This window comes from Thermophilibacter provencensis (genome assembly GCF_030372065.1).
In the GTDB taxonomy this organism is placed as follows: domain Bacteria; phylum Actinomycetota; class Coriobacteriia; order Coriobacteriales; family Atopobiaceae; genus Thermophilibacter; species Thermophilibacter provencensis_A.
This window is the reverse complement of the sequence record NZ_JAUDEA010000008.1, coordinates 79,371-97,897: the sequence shown is the minus strand read 5'-3', so window position 1 is coordinate 97,897 and position 18,527 is coordinate 79,371. Positions and strand designations below refer to the sequence as shown.

At 57.9% G+C, this 18,527-nt stretch carries 13 protein-coding genes; 8 read left to right on the top strand and 5 right to left on the bottom strand.

All coding sequences use genetic code 11. From position 1 onward, the window contains the following. Nucleotides 1–198: 198 nt before the first annotated feature. Both QUW25_RS06510 and QUW25_RS06505 read left to right on the top strand, forming a co-directional pair. Nucleotides 199–1,629, top strand: coding sequence for an alanine/glycine:cation symporter family protein (locus tag QUW25_RS06510; protein WP_289511403.1), 1,431 nt, complete (start codon nucleotides 199–201; stop codon nucleotides 1,627–1,629). A gap of 63 nt (nucleotides 1,630–1,692) precedes the next feature. Next, nucleotides 1,693–3,093, top strand: coding sequence for a hypothetical protein (locus QUW25_RS06505; RefSeq protein WP_289511402.1), 1,401 nt, complete (start codon nucleotides 1,693–1,695; stop codon nucleotides 3,091–3,093). A 133-nt stretch (nucleotides 3,094–3,226) separates the two neighbouring features. Here the strand turns inward: QUW25_RS06505 and QUW25_RS06500 are convergent, their stop codons facing one another. From QUW25_RS06500 to QUW25_RS06490, 3 genes are all read right to left on the bottom strand, one after another. Next, on the bottom strand, nucleotides 3,227–3,586 hold the full coding sequence (locus tag QUW25_RS06500) for an HNH endonuclease (RefSeq protein ID WP_289511401.1): 360 nt from the start codon (nucleotides 3,584–3,586) through the stop codon (nucleotides 3,227–3,229). Nucleotides 3,587–3,777: 191 nt separating this feature from the next. Further along, nucleotides 3,778–4,014, bottom strand: a complete 237-nt coding sequence (locus tag QUW25_RS06495; RefSeq protein ID WP_289511400.1) for a hypothetical protein — start codon at nucleotides 4,012–4,014, stop codon at nucleotides 3,778–3,780. An 87-nt stretch (nucleotides 4,015–4,101) separates the two neighbouring features. Next, nucleotides 4,102–5,304: a hypothetical protein gene (locus tag QUW25_RS06490; RefSeq protein WP_289511399.1), complete on the bottom strand. Its 1,203-nt coding sequence runs from the start codon at nucleotides 5,302–5,304 to the stop codon at nucleotides 4,102–4,104. Nucleotides 5,305–5,606: 302 nt separating this feature from the next. Between QUW25_RS06490 and QUW25_RS06485 the strand changes: the two genes are divergently transcribed. Genes QUW25_RS06485 through QUW25_RS06475 form a run of 3 tightly spaced genes read left to right on the top strand, consistent with a single transcriptional unit; the run spans nucleotide 5,607 to nucleotide 11,477 of the window. Further along, nucleotides 5,607–7,205: an HsdM family class I SAM-dependent methyltransferase gene (locus QUW25_RS06485; protein WP_289511398.1), complete on the top strand. Its 1,599-nt coding sequence runs from the start codon at nucleotides 5,607–5,609 to the stop codon at nucleotides 7,203–7,205. Beyond that, on the top strand, nucleotides 7,192–8,301 hold the full coding sequence (locus QUW25_RS06480; protein ID WP_289511397.1) for a hypothetical protein: 1,110 nt from the start codon (nucleotides 7,192–7,194) through the stop codon (nucleotides 8,299–8,301). Before QUW25_RS06485 ends, QUW25_RS06480 begins: the two co-directional genes overlap by 14 nt. A gap of 8 nt (nucleotides 8,302–8,309) precedes the next feature. Continuing rightward, on the top strand, nucleotides 8,310–11,477 hold the full coding sequence (locus QUW25_RS06475) for a type I restriction endonuclease subunit R (protein WP_289511396.1): 3,168 nt from the start codon (nucleotides 8,310–8,312) through the stop codon (nucleotides 11,475–11,477). A gap of 64 nt (nucleotides 11,478–11,541) precedes the next feature. Here QUW25_RS06475 and QUW25_RS06470 read toward each other — a convergent pair whose 3' ends face one another. Both QUW25_RS06470 and QUW25_RS06465 read right to left on the bottom strand, forming a co-directional pair. Further along, nucleotides 11,542–12,900, bottom strand: a complete 1,359-nt coding sequence (locus QUW25_RS06470; RefSeq protein WP_289511395.1) for a reverse transcriptase domain-containing protein — start codon at nucleotides 12,898–12,900, stop codon at nucleotides 11,542–11,544. Nucleotides 12,901–12,902: 2 nt separating this feature from the next. Further along, nucleotides 12,903–13,481 carry an SLATT domain-containing protein gene (locus QUW25_RS06465; protein ID WP_289511394.1) on the bottom strand — a complete coding sequence of 193 codons (579 nt, stop codon included), beginning with the start codon at nucleotides 13,479–13,481 and terminating at the stop codon, nucleotides 12,903–12,905. Between the two features lie 330 nt (nucleotides 13,482–13,811). On the opposite strand from QUW25_RS06465, the gene QUW25_RS06460 reads away from it, so the two are divergent. The 3 genes from QUW25_RS06460 (at nucleotide 13,812) to QUW25_RS06450 (ending at nucleotide 18,525) form a co-directional block, all read left to right on the top strand. After that, nucleotides 13,812–16,712: a GmrSD restriction endonuclease domain-containing protein gene (locus tag QUW25_RS06460; protein WP_289511393.1), complete on the top strand. Its 2,901-nt coding sequence runs from the start codon at nucleotides 13,812–13,814 to the stop codon at nucleotides 16,710–16,712. A gap of 434 nt (nucleotides 16,713–17,146) precedes the next feature. Next, nucleotides 17,147–17,488, top strand: coding sequence for a hypothetical protein (locus tag QUW25_RS06455; protein WP_289511392.1), 342 nt, complete (start codon nucleotides 17,147–17,149; stop codon nucleotides 17,486–17,488). Then, nucleotides 17,485–18,525, top strand: coding sequence for a type II TA system antitoxin MqsA family protein (locus tag QUW25_RS06450; protein ID WP_289511391.1), 1,041 nt, complete (start codon nucleotides 17,485–17,487; stop codon nucleotides 18,523–18,525). The genes QUW25_RS06455 and QUW25_RS06450 overlap by 4 nt, the downstream gene beginning before the upstream one ends. Nucleotides 18,526–18,527: the final 2 nt, after the last annotated feature.

Below are 18,527 nucleotides of genomic sequence, written 5' to 3'. Positions count from 1 at the left end.
AACGTATGTCGGCAGTGCGATACCAAGATTATTCCGCCGAGAATAACCCTGCGTCTGAGAAGAACACGTCGCTGGTAGATGGCTCGGAATGAGGTGTCCCATCTGTCAACGCTCCCGTCATGCTGCGGAAACACGCGTAGGGCAAAGTTAACCACTGCATAGCCGACGCCGCTCCGCGCGCCTAACGAGAGGCCTCTCATGTTCGATTTCCTCATGTCCGCCATCACCGCCCTGAACGACAACGTGCTGTGGGGCGTCCCCATGGTCGTGCTGATGCTGGGGACCGGCCTGTTCCTGCTCTTCATCACCCGCGGCGTCGTGTTCACGCGCTTCAACGTGGTCATGCGCTACACCACCAAGACGCTCTTCCAGCGCGCCGACCCGCGCGCGGCAGGGGAGGGCACCATCTCGCCCTTCCAAGCGGTGTGCACCGCGCTCGCGGCGACGCTCGGCACCGGCAACATCGTGGGCGTGGCGCTCGCGGTGGCCACGGGCGGCCCGGGGTCGATCTTCTGGCTGTGGCTCTCCGCGCTGGCCGGCATGGTCATCAAGTTCTGCGAGGTCACGCTCTCGGTGGCGTACCGCACGCGCAACGAGCGCGGCGAGATCGTGGGCGGCCCCATGTACTACATCGCCCGCGGCCTGGGCAAGACCTGGCTCGCCATGCTGTTTGCCGCCTTCGGCTTCCTTGCGTCGTTCGGCATTGGCGCGAGCGTGCAGGCCAACTCGCTCGCCGGCAGCGTGAACGCGACCTTTGGGGTGCCGCTTCCCGTCATTGGCATCGTCGTGGCGCTTCTCGCGGGCCTTGTCCTTATCGGCGGCATCACCCGCATCGCGCAGATCACCGAGAAGCTCGTTCCCTTTGCGGCGATTTTCTACCTCGCCGGGGCGGCGGCGGTGCTCGTGGTGAATGCAGCCGAGATTCCCGCGGCGATCGCCCAGATCTTCCGCGACGCCTTCACCGGTACGGCCGCCACGGGTGGTTTTCTGGGCGCCACGGTCATGTACGCGTGCCGCGTGGGCATGTCGCGCGGCGTGTTCACGCACGAGGCGGGCATGGGCTCGGCGCCCATCGCGCACGCCTCCGCCGACACCGACCACCCCGCCCGCCAGGGCCTGTGGGGTACGTTCGAGGTGTTCTTCGACAGTATCGTCATGTGCACGGTCACGGGTCTTGTGATCCTCACCTCGGGGCTGTGGCACGCCGACCCCATGATGTCCGAGGGCGCCATGAGCTCGGCGGCCTTTGGGCAGAGCATCCCCGGCGGGCAGTACATCGTGACCGTGGGCCTCATGCTCTTCGCGTTTGCCACGCTCATCGCGTGGTACTACTACGGCGAGAAGTGCGTCGAGTACCTCTTCCGCAGGAGCCGCGGCATGCGCGCGGCCGTGCGCGTCTACCAGGTTGCCTACGTGGCCATGGTGTTCGCGGGCTGCGTGACCAACCTCGACGTGGTCTGGGAGTTCGCCGACTGCTTCAACGGCCTCATGGCGATCCCGAACCTCATCGCGCTGATCGCGCTCTCGCCGGTGATCCGCCGGCTTGCGGCGGACTTCTTCCGCGACCCCGACCGTAGGCGGTCGCGCGATGCGGATTACAGCGGGTTGCTGTCGTTCAGGGACAAGTAGCGGGCCCCTGGCGTTCGTTCTGCGACAATGGAGCCACAATCCCCCTCGCGCGGGAGGTTCCCCATGACGTATGCCATCGCCCCGATTTTGCGCCGCAAGCTCGCCCCGCTCGTTCTTCTCGCCATAGTGACCGTTCTTGCCCTCGGGAGTTGCGGCAACCTGGGGGAGTTCGACGAGGAGGATGTCGCCAGGCAGGCGGAGCAGTATTACGCCGAGAAGTACGGTGACAACGCCCACGTGGTCGACGTCTGGGAGGACCGGTCGTACGCCCTGTTTGGCTACCAGTCGTCCGGTCGGGCGTTCTGCACCATGAGCGACGGTCAGACGGTGCTCGTGGACTTTGAGGACGGCGTCGTTGGCGACAACCGGCAGCAGGACGAGGTCACGGCAGCCTACGAGCAGCGCTTCCGCGAGGAGCTCGAGGGTTGCTGTGAGCGCCTGGGGGACGCGGGCTGCGACGTTGCATCCGTGACCGTGAACGGCGTCCCGCTTGAGGGGGACGGCTTCTTTGAGGGGTGCATCTCGACGTACTACTGGCCGGAGGATCCAGCTGGCGAGAAGAACGGCGAGGTCGAGACGACCGTGGAGCAGAGCGCCTCGTTCTTCTACGCGCGCTACACGGGCGACGACAGCTTTTTCGAGCAGGAGGCCTCGCGCGTCAGCCTGGGTGTGCCGTACGTTAAGATCGAGCTCTCCAGTGTGGACGCGGACTACGCGGACGGCTTCCCGACAGACGTTCCCGAGACGCCCGCGTGGGTGGCGCCCATCGAGGGGGCGTGCCGCGCGCTGCTTCCTTTGACGGACGGGGACGCGGAGACGCGGGTGGTCGTCTACCAGGCCGGGTGTCGCGATGGGGTGCCCGAAGACACCGACGCCGCCGTTCTCAGCGACGCGGAGAACGGCAAGCTCGGCGAGCTCAGTCCCTTTGACGATAGTGATACGGGTGCCGATGACATTGGCAGCTGGCTCATCGTGGAGTGGTTCCCCGTGGGCAAGGGCGTTTACGTCACCTCCGACGAGTGCGGCGTGCGTCTGCGCACGGGTGATGTGGAGCTGGAGACCGTGGAGAGTCCCGTCTCGCTGGAGGAACTCCAGGAGAGTGGGAGCCTCGAGCGCTTTGACGAGCGCGAGTTCGCACCGGGGGCCTTTGAGGCCTATAGCCTAGCGGTGGCCCCAGACCTCTTTGCGCGTCTGCCGGAAAGCGTGCGGGACAAAGGTTGGTTTAACATCAGGTTGGCGTATGACAACCAGGACCCGCAGACGGGCCTTGCGGAGCTGGGCGTCACGCCGGGCGGCCTTGCGCCCACGCTCTATCGGGTCGAGAAGAACTCTGCCGCCGAGGACGTCGACGACGCACCTCCCTACGAGGTGATTGCGATGCGGACGGAGACGCTGGCGAACGGCTTCCAGTACAGCGAGCCCGAGCTGTACGCTGACGCGCCCACGCTCCTTGTGCGGATGTAGGTGGCGTACCGCGTCCATCGCCGTGAAGGCAGGAGCCTTTTTGGTCTCCATCACACCGTCAAGGAGGCAATGTCCGCGCTCGATGAGGAGTGGCCGCTAGGACTTTGAGTGTCGGTAGTGATTGATGGCTCGGCTATACACGCCGCTCGAAGACGCGGTCGTTGTGGTAGTGGATGAAGTCGAGGCTCGGCCAGGTCGACTCGTCGCTGCCTGGCAGGGCGATCTTCCTCCCGTCGAAGGCGCAGAGCCATTGGTCGTTGGCGGGCGTGTGCGGCACGCGCGAGGAGACCACGACGCGGTAGCGGTCGTCGAGCGTGATGAGACCACGGTCGAAAGCGCGGTCGTGCAGCGCGTTGAGCAAAAGGCCGTTCGACGACATGAGGCGCTCGCCCGGCGTGGCCACCGCCCACGGCTTGATGTGGCTCGCCGTGAGCAGGGCAGGAATGTCGATGCCCGTGAGACAGCAGGTGCCGCCGTAGTTGGCGAGAAGCACGCTGCGGAAGTAGTCCTGGTTGACGCGCGTGCGAACCTGTTCGACGCGATCCAGCCCGAGCTGCTGCGGCCGGTCGGGGCGAGAAGAACCCGAGGCCTCGATCTCTCCGTCGTAGGAGATTCAAATCCCGATCTGCTCGAGCTCCCACATCGCCTCGGACATGGTCGCGTCCGGGTCGGCGAGGTACTCGCTTATGACCTGTCTGTCCATTCCGGCGGTGTTGGCGAAGCCGATGTTGGTCTGGTTTGGGTCGCTGCCTTGAGGTTGGCGGTCTTGAGGCAGACGGCAGACTCTGTGCGCTCGATCTCTCCGGCAAGAAGCTGGATCTCGGCGTCGCTGTCGTCCCAGTTCTTCCGGGGAAGGGGAGGGCACAGGTAGAAGGCGAGCGCCATGAGGGTCTCCTGACGCGACCAGTTCCTGCGGGACATCACGCCTCCTCTTACCAGCGTCCAGGATAGCAAGACAGCCAGCAGATACGCTGTACGAGCAAAGTCGAGTGAAACCGGACGGCAGGGCTATTCCGAGTTCTCTAGCTCTGAACTGTCGACGATGGGAGAGACTGCTGGAAAGGCGATGGTTTCCCGTATGGGAGTTCCATTCCACATCAGAGTAATGTCTACCCGTTCGGCTGTCGCCGCCTTTTCCAAAAAGTTTGCAAGCCGTTCCATTTCACCATTTACTGGTTTAACAGTTTTTTCTGAAAAAGCCTGTTCAAAGGAAAGTTTGTTAATTGGGATGGTGCTGTTTTCTGGCTTGCCTTCTAAAAGAATTTCATCGTTAATGTTGATTACAACGCTGTTTTGCTCTTTGTCGAAGGCATAGAAACCCTCGTATGTATCGAATACCTCGCCCGACGCATCGATGAGCAGGGCGTCTACGGCGCAGGCGGGGCATTGAATGCGCCTTGCTATGACTACATTCAGCTTCTTAAACTCAGGCATTTTATCCATGGAGATACCTTGGGCAGGTATTGAGCCGGCAGGGCCGACGTATGCAATACCGATGCCAAGTTCGCAAGGTCCGCCACCTGCGACGACTTGTGACGTCCATATTTCAGGTGAAAGACCAAGATTATGCGAGCTATCGATTTCCCGAATCAAATTAAGCAAAGAGCATACTTTAGTTGCAAGAAGAGATACGAGGAATACGCCCCGGTTGTATCTGGTGTTGTATGGGAACCTTAAGACAACCTCTTTCTCCTGTTTGGGGTCGGAATGGACGAGGTCCGCGTAATACCATCCGAGCCCAAGCAAGGTGTCAGTTGCAGACGCTATTTCACCAGAATCAAGTTGCTCTATCTCTTCCTGAGTCGCGATTGCTGCATGAGAATTAGGCGCGATATGATTCTCGTACCAAGTATCTATTTCATCCAATAGCTCGACCTGTTGTTCGTTCAATTCTGCGTCTTTAGTGAGAATACGGATGGCGGCGACAACCTTTTCGAGCTGGATGGGCTCGCTGTCAACAATGCACGGGCGGATTCTTGCCGCAAGAGACTCGAATACCTCTTCATCCTCAGGTCTGCTATTCAGTCGCAGTAACGTGGACGACCCATTAAAGAGTAAGGTGTAGTTCTGTCGTGCGAATTCCTCGACCTTTCGGCTTTTCACCAGCGAGTGAGCCTCAATCCTCCGTGCTCGGGTCACGAAACGCTCAAGAGTGTCGACTGCATCGTTGGGGGTTTCCGGAAGCCTGATGTATCGTCTGGTTTTCGTCATAATCCCTCCTTAATTGATTGAATATAGTTTGCCCACATATTGGAAAAGGAAATCGATAAGTTTCTGATTAAGATGTGGCTGAGAGAAAGGCTTCTCTAGTCCTTATCGCAGGCCTAGCTTATACAGTCAGGCCTCGATGTCGCTGGGTAAGGCGCGGTCGGATGGGCTGAGCTGTGGTGCATCGAATGCTAAGAGATTAACATCGTCACGCTGGTACAATGAAATTTGCTGACACATTTGCGCACCTTTATCCAACTGGAATCCAGCGATGCAACTCGCGTATAACGACTGGAGTGTGAGGGATGGCTAGAGCCGCCAAGAAGCAGAAGGAGAAGACCCTAGAGGAAGTTCTTTGGAACTGTCGAGTTGCCCTAAGGGGTGTCGGTAGCATCGAGAAGAACCGCGACGCTGTCATCAGCCTCGTGTTCCTCAAGTTTGCCGGCGACAAGTTCAAGGCGCGGCGCAAGGAGCTCATTGAGGAATATGGCGACGTCCCCGCCTTTCTTGAGAAGCCCTCTTTCTACAACGCTGCTAACGTCTTCTATCTACCCGAGGAATCGCGCTGGTCATACTTGGTCGCCAATGCGTCCCAGAACGACATCGCCACCAAGATCGACACGGCCATGGCACATGCGGAGGAGAAGAACCCCTCGCTCAGGGGCGCGCTGCCTCTCGGCCTGTTTGCCACGCTTGGTGCCGACCTTCGTTCGGTGAAGGCGCTCATCGACAACGTCAACGACATCAGCGAAGAGCGCTTCCACGAGGAGGACCTCATCGGTCGTGTGTACGAGTACTTTCTCCAGTCTTTCGCCGTGGGCAGCTCTAAGGAGGACGGAGAGTTCTACACGCCCGCCTGCGTGGTCCAGCTCATCGCAGAGCTCATCGAACCCTACGAGGGCGTCGTGTACGACCCGTGCTGCGGGTCCGGCGGCATGTTCGTCCAGTCCCACAAGTTCGTCGAGCAGCACCACGGCAACCGCTCGGCGATCTCCGTTGTGGGCCAGGAGTCAAACCCCGACACGTGGCGGCTCTGCAAGATGAACCTCGCCGTCCGGGGTATCGCCAACAACCTCGGCGAGAAGGCTGTCTCGACCTTCACTGACGACCAGCACAAGGACAAGAAGGTCGACTACATCATGGCCAACCCGCCGTTCAACCTCAAGAACTGGCGCGGGGAGGACGAGCTCCTCAAGGACGCGCGCTGGAGCGGCTACCCGGTGCCACCCGTGTCTAACGCCAACTACGCCTGGATCCTGCACATGCTCTCCAAGCTCGACGTCAACCACGGCGTCGCCGGGTTCCTGCTCGCCAACGGTGCCCTCAACGCCGACGGGGACGAGGGAGAGATCAGAAGGAAGCTCCTCGAAAACGACCGCGTCGAGGCGATAATCGTGCTCCCGCGAGACATGTTCTACACCACCGACATCTCCGTGACGCTGTGGATCCTGAACATGGACAAGCACGAATCCGAGCGAAACGGCCGCAGGCTGCGCGAGCGCTCCGGGGAGGTGCTGTTCGTCGACCTGCGCACCTGGGACCAGAACATCGAGAAGTACCAGCTCGACAAGAACAAGACGAAGAAGAAGGTCGTCCTCACGCCCGAGCAGATCGCGAGAGTGAAGGACATCTACGAGTCCTGGCAGGACGTCGACGGCGGGTACGAGGACGTCTCTGAGCTCTGCAAGTCCATGCATGTCGAGGGCGCAGATAGTATTGCCTCCCACGGATACAGCCTGACTCCCAGCAAGTACATCGAGTTCATCGATCGTGATCTTGACATCGACTACGACGGCGAGATGGGTCGCATCCAATCCGAGATGCGTGAAATCCTTGCGATGGAGAAGGAGTCCCAGGCGATGCTCGAGACCGCGTTCGAGGGGATTGGCTATGGGATTGATTAGGCTCGGCGCACTTATATCTAGGTCTAATGTTCGCAACGACGGCGGAGAGTACGGCATCGATGATGTCAGGGGCATGTCCGTTGAAAAGAAATTCATTCCCACGAAGGCGGACATGAGAGGTGTTTCTCTTAGGCCGTATAAGGTTGTTAGGCCCAAATGGTTCTCGTACGTAACAGTCACTTCCCGAAATAGCGGCAAGTTGACATTAGCCTATAACGACTCCGGTGAGACTTATCTGGTTTCGGGCACCTACGAAGTCTTTTCCGTTGCGAACGAAAATCAGCTTGACCCTCGATACCTCTTTCTTCTGATCAATCGAGGAGAATTCGATCGCCTAGCCCGCTTCAACTCGTGGGGCAGCGCGCGAGAAACTCTCTCTTGGGAAGATTTTTGTGACGTTGAACTCGATTTGCCCCCGATTGAAATCCAGCGCAAATACGCCGCAATCTATGAATCGATGCTTACGAATCAGCGTTCCTATGAACAGGGGCTGGATGACTTGTCGATTTCTTGCGCCTTGCTTTTGGATAAGTGCAAAATGGCAAGTCGATGGGAACCTATCGGTAACTTCCTCCGGGAGATCGACCTCCGGAATAGAGACGGAATTTGTGAGCGTGCTCATGGAGTAAACCTTGCAAACCAATTCGTGGAATCGAAGGCAAGTAGCGATGATCTCAGGAAGTATAAGCTTGTAGAGCCCGGTCAACTTGCATGCAACTTACTTCACGTCGGACGAGACGTCGCCTATCCGATTGCAATCAATGACTCCGACGAAGTTCGTGCGGTATCGCCGGCATATGCTGTTTTTGAACCGGATGATTCGGTTGCTTCGTACTACCTTCTAGCGTGGCTATCTCGTGATGAAGTTGGGCGATACGGCTGGTTTATCTGTGACGACAGCATACGTGGAAGTATGAGTGTGGCGAGATTCTTATCTCAGAAAGTCCCCGTGCCCGACAGAAAGTTGATGGAGGCTGCTGCAGAGCTGTCTATTGCTTTTCGCAATCGTCATGCGATAAACGAACGGCTTAAGTCCCAGCTCAAAGAGATCACTCCCGTTCTCATCCGGGGATCTGTCGAAGAGGCTTCGCGTTAGGAATCGCCATGGACAAGTACCGGCAGTTCATCAGAGGAAAGTTCACTGAAGAGGAGCTCGAGAGTGCCATCATCGGTCTCTTCCAGGAGGAGGGGTGGGGCTACGCCCACGGCGAGTCCCTGCACCGCCGCTACGAGGACGTGCTCATGGAGGACGCCCTCGCCGACAGCCTCCGCCGGAGGTACGCAGACCTCGCTCTGACGGACGGCGAGGTATGCTCCCTGATCAACGAGCTGAAGTACACCCCATCCGCGCCCCTCTACAACGGCAACCGAAGGACTTTCTGGCTCATCAACGAGGGAATCGACCTCCCGCGCGAGGACGCGAGCCTCCCCGCGGCGCACATCGAGTACGTGGACTTCGACGACGTGTCCGCCAACGATCTGCTTGTGGTGAACCAGTACAGCGTCACCGACAAGGCGACGCGCCGTCCCGATCTGCTGTGCTTCGTCAACGGTATCCCGCTCGCCATCCTGGAGTTCAAGTCCGCCGTCGAGGAGGGGACGACCATCCACGACGCGTGGAGGCAGGTGTGCGTCCGCTACGCCCGCGACGTTCCGAGCCTCCTCAAGTACTGCTGCGTCGCCGCGATATGCGACGGGGCGAACAACAGGCTCGGCACCGTGTTCACCCCGTACCCCTACTTCTACGCCTGGAACAAGGCGGACGATGCCGACAGGGTCTCCAATGGAATCGGGTCACTCTACACCCTCGTCAAGGGTGCCTTCGCTCCCGAGAGGTTCCTCGCGATCGTCCGCGACTTCGTCTTCTACCCCGACGACGGCGACAAGGAGATCGTCTGCCGGTACCCGCAGTTCTTCGCCGCGACGAAGATGCTCGACAGCATCTGCGCCCACCTCCGCCCCTCCGGCGACGGCAAGGGCGGCACCTACTTCGGCGCCACCGGGTGCGGCAAGACTTACACCATGCTCTTCCTCTCACGCCTAATGATGCTCAGGCGCAGCAGCGTGCTCGGCAACCCGACGATCGTCATCATCGTGGACAGGGAGGACCTGGACAGCCAGACGAGCGAGCTGTTCGTGACGGCGAAGCGGTTTCTGCATGAGGAGGACGTCCGCAGCATCGAGTCGCGCTCCGAGCTGAGGAGCACGCTCGCAGATAAGGCGTCCGGGGGCGTCTACGTCACGACCATCCAGAAGTTCAGCGAGGACACGGGGCTGCTCTCCGAACGGACCAACATCGTGTGCATCTCCGACGAGGCGCACCGCACGCAGACGGGCGTCGGCTCCAAGCTCAAGAGGACCGACAAGGGCGTGTTCACCCGGTACGGCTTCGCGAAGTACCTCCGCGACGGTTTCCCGAACGCGACCTACGTCGGCTTCACCGGCACCCCGATCGACGAGACCATCGCCGTGTTCGGCCCCGTGGTCGACCGGTACACGATGAAGGAGTCGAGCGACGACGGGATCACGGTGCGCATCGCGTATGAGCCCCGCCTCGCCCGCGTGCAGCTCTCCGATGATCAGGTGAGCAAGATCCAGGAGTACTACGACCGCTGTGCGGAGCAGGGGTCGACCGAGGAGCAGATCGAGGAGAGCCAGCGCGCGATGAGCGCGATGTCCGTGATCCTCCGCAACCCCGAGCGCATCGCGCGCCTCGCGGAGGACCTCGTTGGCCACTACGAGGCGCTCTGCTCCGAGAAGCCGGGGGTCGTCCAGAAGGCGATGGTCGTCTGCTCCGACCGCCTGCACGCCTTCGACCTCTACAAGGCGATCGTCGCCATACGGCCCGACTGGGCGGTCGCCCGTAAGGCCGAGGACGAGTCGGAGCTCACGCAAGACCAGCTCGAGGACCTAGAGGCTCTCCCGAAGATCAACATCGTCGCGACGAGGGGCAAGGACGACGAGAAGGAGCTCTACGACCTCTGCGGCACCAAGGAGCGGCGCAAGCTCCTCGACAGGCAGTTCAAGAACAACGACTCCAACTTCAAGGTCGCCGTCGTCTGCGACATGTGGATCACGGGCTTCGACGTGCCGTCTCTCGCCGTCATGTACATCGACAAGCCCTTGCAGAAGCACACGCTCGTCCAGACGATCAGCCGCGTCAACCGCGTCTTCGAGGGCAAGGACAAGGGTCTCGTCGTCGACTACATCGGCATCAAGGACAACATGATGGAGGCGCTCAAGAGGTACGGGGACGACGACGAGGGGTCCGTGGACGAGCTGGCGGTCTCGCTCGGCATCTTCCGCAACCACCTCGCCATGCTCGACGAGCTCATGGTGAACTTCGATGCCTCCAGGTTCGTCTCGGGCGCCCCGCTCGAGCGCCTCGCGTGCCTGAACGACGCGGCGGAGTACGTGCAGCTCTCCAAGGACTTCCAGACGAGGTTCATGGGCCTGTCCCGCATCCTGAAGTCCGCCTACGGGATATGCTTCCCCTCCGGCGAGCTCACCGACCACGAGACCGCGGTGGCCCAGTTCTACCTGGCGATCAGATCGATCGTCTACAAGCAGACCATCGGCGACGCGCCCGACACGGAGACGATGAACGCGGTCGTCGAGGACATGGTGGCCAAGGCCATCAGCTGCACGGGGGTCGAGAGCGTCGTCGACGCGCAGAAGTCCGAGGACCTCTTCAGCGACGAGTTCGTCGCCGAGCTCGACGCGGTCAAGATGCCCATCACGAAGTTCAACGCACTGCTCAAGCTCGCGCGAAAGGCAATCAGGGCATACGGCAGGACGAACAAGGTGAAGTCAGTCGAGTTCAGCGAGCGACTGCGCAAGGTCGTCGACGCCTACAACACGCGCGACAGCCTGCAGTTCACGAGCGAGGTCGTAGCCGACTTCGTCGACGACCTCTCGGACCAGCTTCTCACGATCCTGAAGAATCTCGAGGAAGACAAGCGCTCGTTTGAGAAGATGGGCATCACGTACGAGGAGAAGGCCTTCTACGACATCCTGGTGAGGGTCCGCGACGACCACGGCTTCCCCTACGCCGAGGAGAAGTGCGTCACTCTCGCCAAGGAGATCGCAAAGCTCGTGAACGACAAGGCACAGTACGCAGACTGGTCGACGCGCGACGACATCAAGAGCCAGCTCAACATGGATCTGACCGTTCTCCTCTACCGTAATGGGTACCCTCCCGAGTGGGACGAGGAGGTCTTCGAGAGGGTAATGGAGCAGGCGGAGAACTTCAAGGCGAATGCGACGATATGAGAATGGCTGAGTTTTCTGTAAGCCGGTCTCGACTATGACCCAACTTACGAAAACCGGCTTGATGCTACGAGACTACTCCAACGTCCTTTTCCAAAGTTCTTATTATTCGATTTACAACTTGTTGGAATAGCTGCTTTATGTCTTCGTCCGAGTAGGAGTCAATGATTTCTTTGGCAACTAGACCTGTAAGTTGCGCGCGAATATCGGCGGCAGGCCGACTGAAATCAAAAACAGGGAAGTAGCTGCTTTCACGACCATTGAAGCGCATTTGATAGTACGCCGTTTTGAATCTGGGCAGCTCTCCATCGAGACTAACGTTATACCTATTTGCAAGCTTACGGACTAGCGAATCTAACTTGCCGAGATATGCAACATCATTGATTCTTGAATAATAAAACAGCCAGCCATATCTAGTATAGCTAATCCCATCGTAAGTTACCTTGCAACCAGTAATGCGCCTATACAAATCTTTATATAGCCAAGTTTTTTCCGTAGATTTCTTAGCTACATTGGCGTGTGAAATCGCTCTGATAGTTCTTTCGAGTGAGCCTTCGATCTTCCTTTTTGATGATTCGCGAACTGAGATAATCCCATCTTGAAATCGGTAGCCAAGGTATTCAATAGCGTCGGCTTCGATAATTCCGTCAACACACTTTTCTTTACTAAGCTTAAGGCCAAGATTTTGAATAGTAGATTCGACGAACGACTTAATATGTGAGATTTCATCGGATGAGCAAAGTATGAGGATGTCGTCAACGTATCTCTTATACAGAATTTCCGGAAACTTGCGCTTAACAGCAGTGTCAAGCTTGGAAGCATATAGATTCGATAGTTGATTTGAAATTGAGAGGCCTTGAGGCAATCCGCTTTCATTGGGGCGAGTTGCCTTAATCCCGAACGGAACGGTGGGGGTAGAAATTGCAGACTGAATGAGCTGCAATAGTTCTCGTTTCCTGATTTTTGATCTAATAGACTTGATCAGCGGTTCATGCGGGATGCTTCCGTAGAAGTCCTTCAAGTCAAGTTTGATATATGCGGGGTACGTTTTAGCTGATATAGCACTAGCAAGCTCAGAAACGACCAATTGAGGCTGAGGAGTTTTGCAGCGATTCCCAAACGTCTTTCCGAGGATATCGGAAAGAGCTTTCAACGTCAGCCTATCGCGGACAGTCGGGATGCTAAGTACTCTCGGAAGCTTCCCCGCTCCCTTGCTAACCAGTAATTGGCGATAGGGGGTAAATGAATATCTCCCTGAGAGTACTTTCTTGGATATGACGGAAACGTGAGAATCAAGGTCTGAGATAAACCTTTCTGTAGTTATGTAGTCAATGCCTACTGAGGATGTTCCGTAAAGTGATTGCAAGAATAGGAACTTTAGATGGTCTTCGCGAAATCCAATTTTAAACAACTCTGATGCAGCCATAGTTACTCAATCACCAGAATTGATATCGCAACAAGAAGAATGGGAAGGCCGATATACACCATGAACCTAAGTAGTATGTACCGTGCGCGACGGATGGTCTCGTCAGCATCCGTGACCTTATCTCCAACACCAAATAGATAGTCGCTCTCGGTGTGGTTCTCAGTGCTTGCAACTATGTCAACGTAACGCCCGGCAATTTCGGATAGTGCATTCTCGTATTCTTCTGAGTCCACCTTTAGAGAATCGATTTGTAGCCAGAGCCGCTGCAGTTCCAAATATGCATGCCTCATTTGTTCCGCTCTAACTGCATAGTTTTGTCCGGAGGCGTAAATCGTGCAGATTGTTATAATAATTGCTGATGCAATTGAGAGGAACGTTATGCGGTCCTCCCAACTCCCAAAAGAACTGCTCAAAAATAGCGGTACTATAGAAAGCAAAGTGGTTATACAAGCATAATAAATCGTTGCATGCTTTAGCAGGGTGTCAAACTCTAGGAGTCGTTTCTCCGATTGAATTCTCGCTAACCTTGTGTTCTCAATCAATTGCGGTAGATACTGACTCAGTGTCTTTTTCTCGGCCACAACGCATACTCCCTAATCAGATAATGAGGACGACGCTATTGTAATTCTCGAAATAAATCTCCAGGGAGACAGAAATCAGCTATAAGCTAGGGCTTACCCGTACTATTGCACTAGACAATAGTCGGCGAAAAAATCGCCAGCGCCATCCTCGAGCCTATTTTATGCATTCGATATGATTGATGCAGCATCTCGTCAGAGTCGTATGCGTGCTGCGCCGACGTTGGAACTAATCATCAAGAGGTCCCCCGCCTTCAATACTGTATTCCGTCTTACTATCTCGTATCACTGAATAGAATTAGTTTGTCCATCATTCCTCATGCTGGAGCTAACATGAACGCCATACCACAGTCGATTGTCAGCCTGCTCACCTTCGCCAACCAGCGGATGGTCATCCCCGTCTATCAGCGAGCCTACTCGTGGGACGAGGAGCAGTGCCGGCAGCTCTGGGATGACGTTGTTGCCGTTGGGCGGCGAAGCTCCGGCACTCACTTCACGGGCTCCGTGGTCAGGGTGCTGGGAGGGGAGTTTAGCGCCTCGGGCGTGAACAAGCTCCTGATCATCGATGGCCAGCAGCGTATCACCACGCTCAGCCTGCTCATTATCGCTATGGCGGAGTTTGCTCGAGAGCATCCTGACAAGCTGACGCATGTCTCCTACGATGAGATCATCGACAGCGGCTACCTTGTCCTTAAGTACAAGAAGGGGGAGGACCACTATCGTCTCACCCTTTCGCAGGGAGACGAGAAGACGCTCTGCTCCGTTGTCGACCACCTGGAGAATCCAGATATCGAGGTCGTGAACGAGTCTCATCGAATCGTCGACAATCTCGCGCTTTTCCGCACGTGGCTGAGCAACATTGATGACCCCAATGTGGTCTGGGACGGTATCCAGCGCCTTGAGATCGTCGATATTACGCTCTCGCAGGGCCAGGACAACCCGCAGCTCATCTTTGAGTCGATGAACTCCACGGGAAAGGACCTCTCCACGGCGGACCTCGTGCGTAACTTCGTGCTCATGGGGCTTCCCATGGACGAGCAGGAGGACATCTACGCCAACTACTGGCGCAAGATCGAGGAGACACTCGGTGCGGACAGCTACGATGAGGTCTTCGACGAGTTTCTGCGCAACTGGCTGACGGTCATCAACGCGCCGACCAGCATCGTCGCGCGTGACGTGTACCGACTGTTCAAGCGGCACGTCATGGACAATGGCTACGACAAGCCTGGGCAGATGACCGAGCTTCTCAAGGAGATTCGCCGCTACGCCGGGCACTACGCGTGCATCACGGCTGGTGCCTGCGAGGACAAGGAGCTCCGCGTTCTTCTCGCTCGCATCCACGCTCTCGACGTCTCCGTCGTGAACCCGCTGCTTATGTCCTTCTTCGAGGACTATATCAGTGGGTCTCTCTCACATGATGACCTTGCCTCCATGCTGAGAACCACGGAGAGCTACCTCTTCCGTCGCTCTGTGTGTGACGTCGCGACGAACAGCCTGAACAAGTTCTTCTCGTCCGTGATCGCACGGCTGAACGCGGTACGAGACGACGGCGGCATTATCCGCGAGGCCTATGAGGCGATTCTCCTGGGCGAGGAGGGAACGGCTCGACGCATGCCGAGTGACGCGGAGTTCGAGCGGGCGCTCAGGACGCGCGACTGCTATGCGTTCAAGCGCGGCTTCTATCTGCTCACCACGCTCGAGAACAGCTGGCATGCGAAGGATCCGATGGACTTCTCAGGCGGTACCTTCTCCATCGAGCACATCATGCCGCAGAATGCGCTCAACAGTGCGGAGTGGCGTGAGATGCTCGGGGACGACTGCGAGCGCGTCTACGAAGAGCTCATCAACACGCTGGGCAACCTCACGCTCACGGCGTACAACCCCGAGCTCTCGGATGCGCCCTTCGCGGAGAAGAAGGCGCATCTCAAGGGTGGCTTTGACCAGGACTACCTGGTGATTTCCAAGGAGCTGCATGACCTGGAAAAGTGGAACGAGGGGGCAATCTGCACCCGCGCCAAGCGATTGGCGGAACGCGCCCTCGAGGTTTGGCCGTTCCCTGAGCTGAGCGCTGACGTCGTGGCGTCGTATAAGCCGATCAAGAAGGCCACGCCCACGATGAAGTCCATGACGTTCAGAGCGGTCTGCACCATGGCGAAGATTGTCCCGGGGACCGAGCTGGTTGCCAGCGAGGGCGACCGTGCCGTTGTTGCCACGGTGACCGACGACTACGGCATTCGCCTCTTCAACGGGGATGTCTTGGAGAGCCCTTCCCGTGCGGCGGAGCGTATGAAGGAGCTCGTGACAGGAAAGCGAATCTCCACCAACGGGTGGAAGTACTGGAGCGTGGGGGAAACCGGCTCGTCCCTCTATGACATACGAGCGAAGTGCCTTGTGGAGACCCCGAACCCCGACCTCAAGTCGCTCTTTTGGGACGGCTTCTACGACTATTGCGCCGAGCGGCAGGACTTTGTGTCTGCGTATGCCGACCCATCGGGTAGGGCTGAGAACAACGGGTGGTATGCGACGTTCGGACTGGGCATGCGTGGCGTTCATGCGACGGCGTATTTTGTGCAGCGCGATGGTTGGGTCGGCGTGAATCTCTGGTTCACGGATGCGTCGCTGTACGAGGGGCTTGTCGCGCGCGGTGAGGAGGTCGAGGTGCTGCTTGCCGACCTTGGCGGGAAGATTTCCTGGCGAGAGCCGAGCGAGAAGACGCGAGAGCTGCAGGTGCGATTGGACGCGGACGTGAGCCCTGGGCGCTGGGACGAGGTGTATGCCTGGCTCGTGACGGGGCTGCTGCGAATGCGCACAGTGGCGAAGATGCTGAGAGTCGAGCGAGATGGCGTTGGGGCAGAATATTACGGGCATGTGAAACAGCTCGGAGAGTCTGACTTTGATGAGCCCGGTATCCTTATCAAGATCTCTAACGTCAACCTCTCGGAAATGAGTGCCCAGGAACTGTACGACAGGGTGCGTGGGAATTGGCGAGTTGGTCTCACAAGAGCGCGTAACGCCAAGCTCGCTTTCGGTGTTTGTGGCGGTCGCATTGTCGAGGTCTATCGCATCGATGAATGGCTTCCTGCAGGACAGGATGAGGCATCAGAGTCGGGGGATGGCCGTTATCAGTTTGTCGGGCATCTTGCTGACGACGAGCTGCGTGAGCGTTACAAGGGGCAGGCCGTTGCGAGTCTGTGCAGCGGACAGAATCCCATCAGGTACGTTGGTGGAGCATAGGCGAGGCTAGCCGAATACGACCCTATATCTTGGGCCCCCAGTACTTCTCCCACACCTCTTTTGGCGTGGGCTGAGACATGAGCCACGCATCAACAAACTCTCGCTTGGTTATCCAATGAATGTGATGACGCCTCTCGTCTTTCGCCCGGCGCTCGGGATACGTGACCGGCTTTTCGTAGGCTTCAAGTTCGCCTGCCCAGATTGCTCTTCGTAAGGTTTCAGCGCTGAGGCCAGCGTATTTTGCGGCCATGCTAACGGTAATCCAGCCTCGCTCAATTGTGGGTGCCGCTTCATCCGGTTGGTTTGATCGCTCTGGGTCTGTCCGGCTCATCTCGCTTTCCTTTCATCGCTCTTCGAGGGTTGACGGGGATTGCCGCCTCTTGCGTAGTATACTATGTAATCATATGATTACATTCAGCTCGAGAGGGGGGGCAATGGACCAAAGGGCATTGTTTCTGCGGCAGGTCAAGCTGTTCGTCGAAAAGCACGGGTTCATTCTCGCCCCTCGCGAGCAGAACATCTCATTCATGGCCGAGCACGGTATGACGGTAGATGACCTAGGACGAGTGATTCTCTCGCTAGAACCGAGAGACATGTTCGACGGGCCGGAGCCGGACAGGGATCCTCGACGTGCTGAAAAGTGGACTGTGGCAGAGTTCTCGCCGGAGTATGGGGATGAGACGCTGTATCTGAAGTTGTCAGTTCGAACGGATGTGGAGCGATGTAAGTGCTTGTCGGTAAAGCTGTATGTGGACCGACGGGAGACGAGGGAATGAACGCAGAAAAGACGCTGAACACGTACTGCCCCGAATGCGACTGTGAGGTCGACGCGCGGCTCGAGTACAGGACCGAGACGCTGCCCGTCAAGGGCGAGTCGACCTCCTATGATGCCGAGGTGGCCGTTTGCCCGTGCTGCGGCGAGGCGATTGGCGACTCCCGCGTCGAGGAGGGCAACCTGCGCCGCGCATACTCCGCCTATTGCGCGGCTCATGGCCTCATGGCCCCCGACGAGGTCAAGGAGCTTCGGAACAGCTATGGCCTATCTCTCCGTGAGTTCAGCAAGTTCCTTGGCTTTGGCGAGCAGACGATTGCCCGCTACGAGGCGGGCGCAATCCCCGATGACTCGCACAACACCATGCTCAAGCTTGTTTCGACGGCAGAGGGGGCGGCCTCCCTGCTGTCGGTCAGGGAGAGCCAGCTGAGTGCGAGGACAGCGTCAGCAGTCCGCCGGTTCATTGAGAGCAGGACTCCGCTTTCTGGGTTGGCCGCAGCTTTTGCTGCGTATCAGTGGCCGACCCAGGAGATGGTGACGCCAAGCGGTCGCAACGGTTTCCGTTCCTTCAGCATGGAGCGCGTTGCCGCTGTGGTGTGCGAGCTTGCCGCTCGTTGCAAGGACCTCTACAAGACAAAGCTCCAGAAGGCGATGTTCTTTACCGACTTCCTCTGCTATGCAAGGACGTCGCGGTCCATGACTGGGCTTGCCTACGCACATGCGAACTATGGTCCCGTAATGGACGACAGGGACAGGATCGTCGCCGGGCTTCAGGATGCGGGCTTCGTTGAGCTCACGGAGAAGGGCTGGGGCGAGGTCGTGGTTCCCACGCGCTGCCCGGAAGGCGTTCTTAGCGAGGACGAGGTCCGGCTCGTCGACGAGGTTGCCGACTTCGTTAATACGTTTGGGACGTCTTCGGAGATTTCGTCCTTCTCGCACGAGCTTGATGCGTGGAGCAGCACCGATAGTGGCCAGTTTATCGAGTATGATTCAAACGCGGAGCAGGTTGAGGCTGCAATTGCTCGCAGAATGGCGGGCTGACC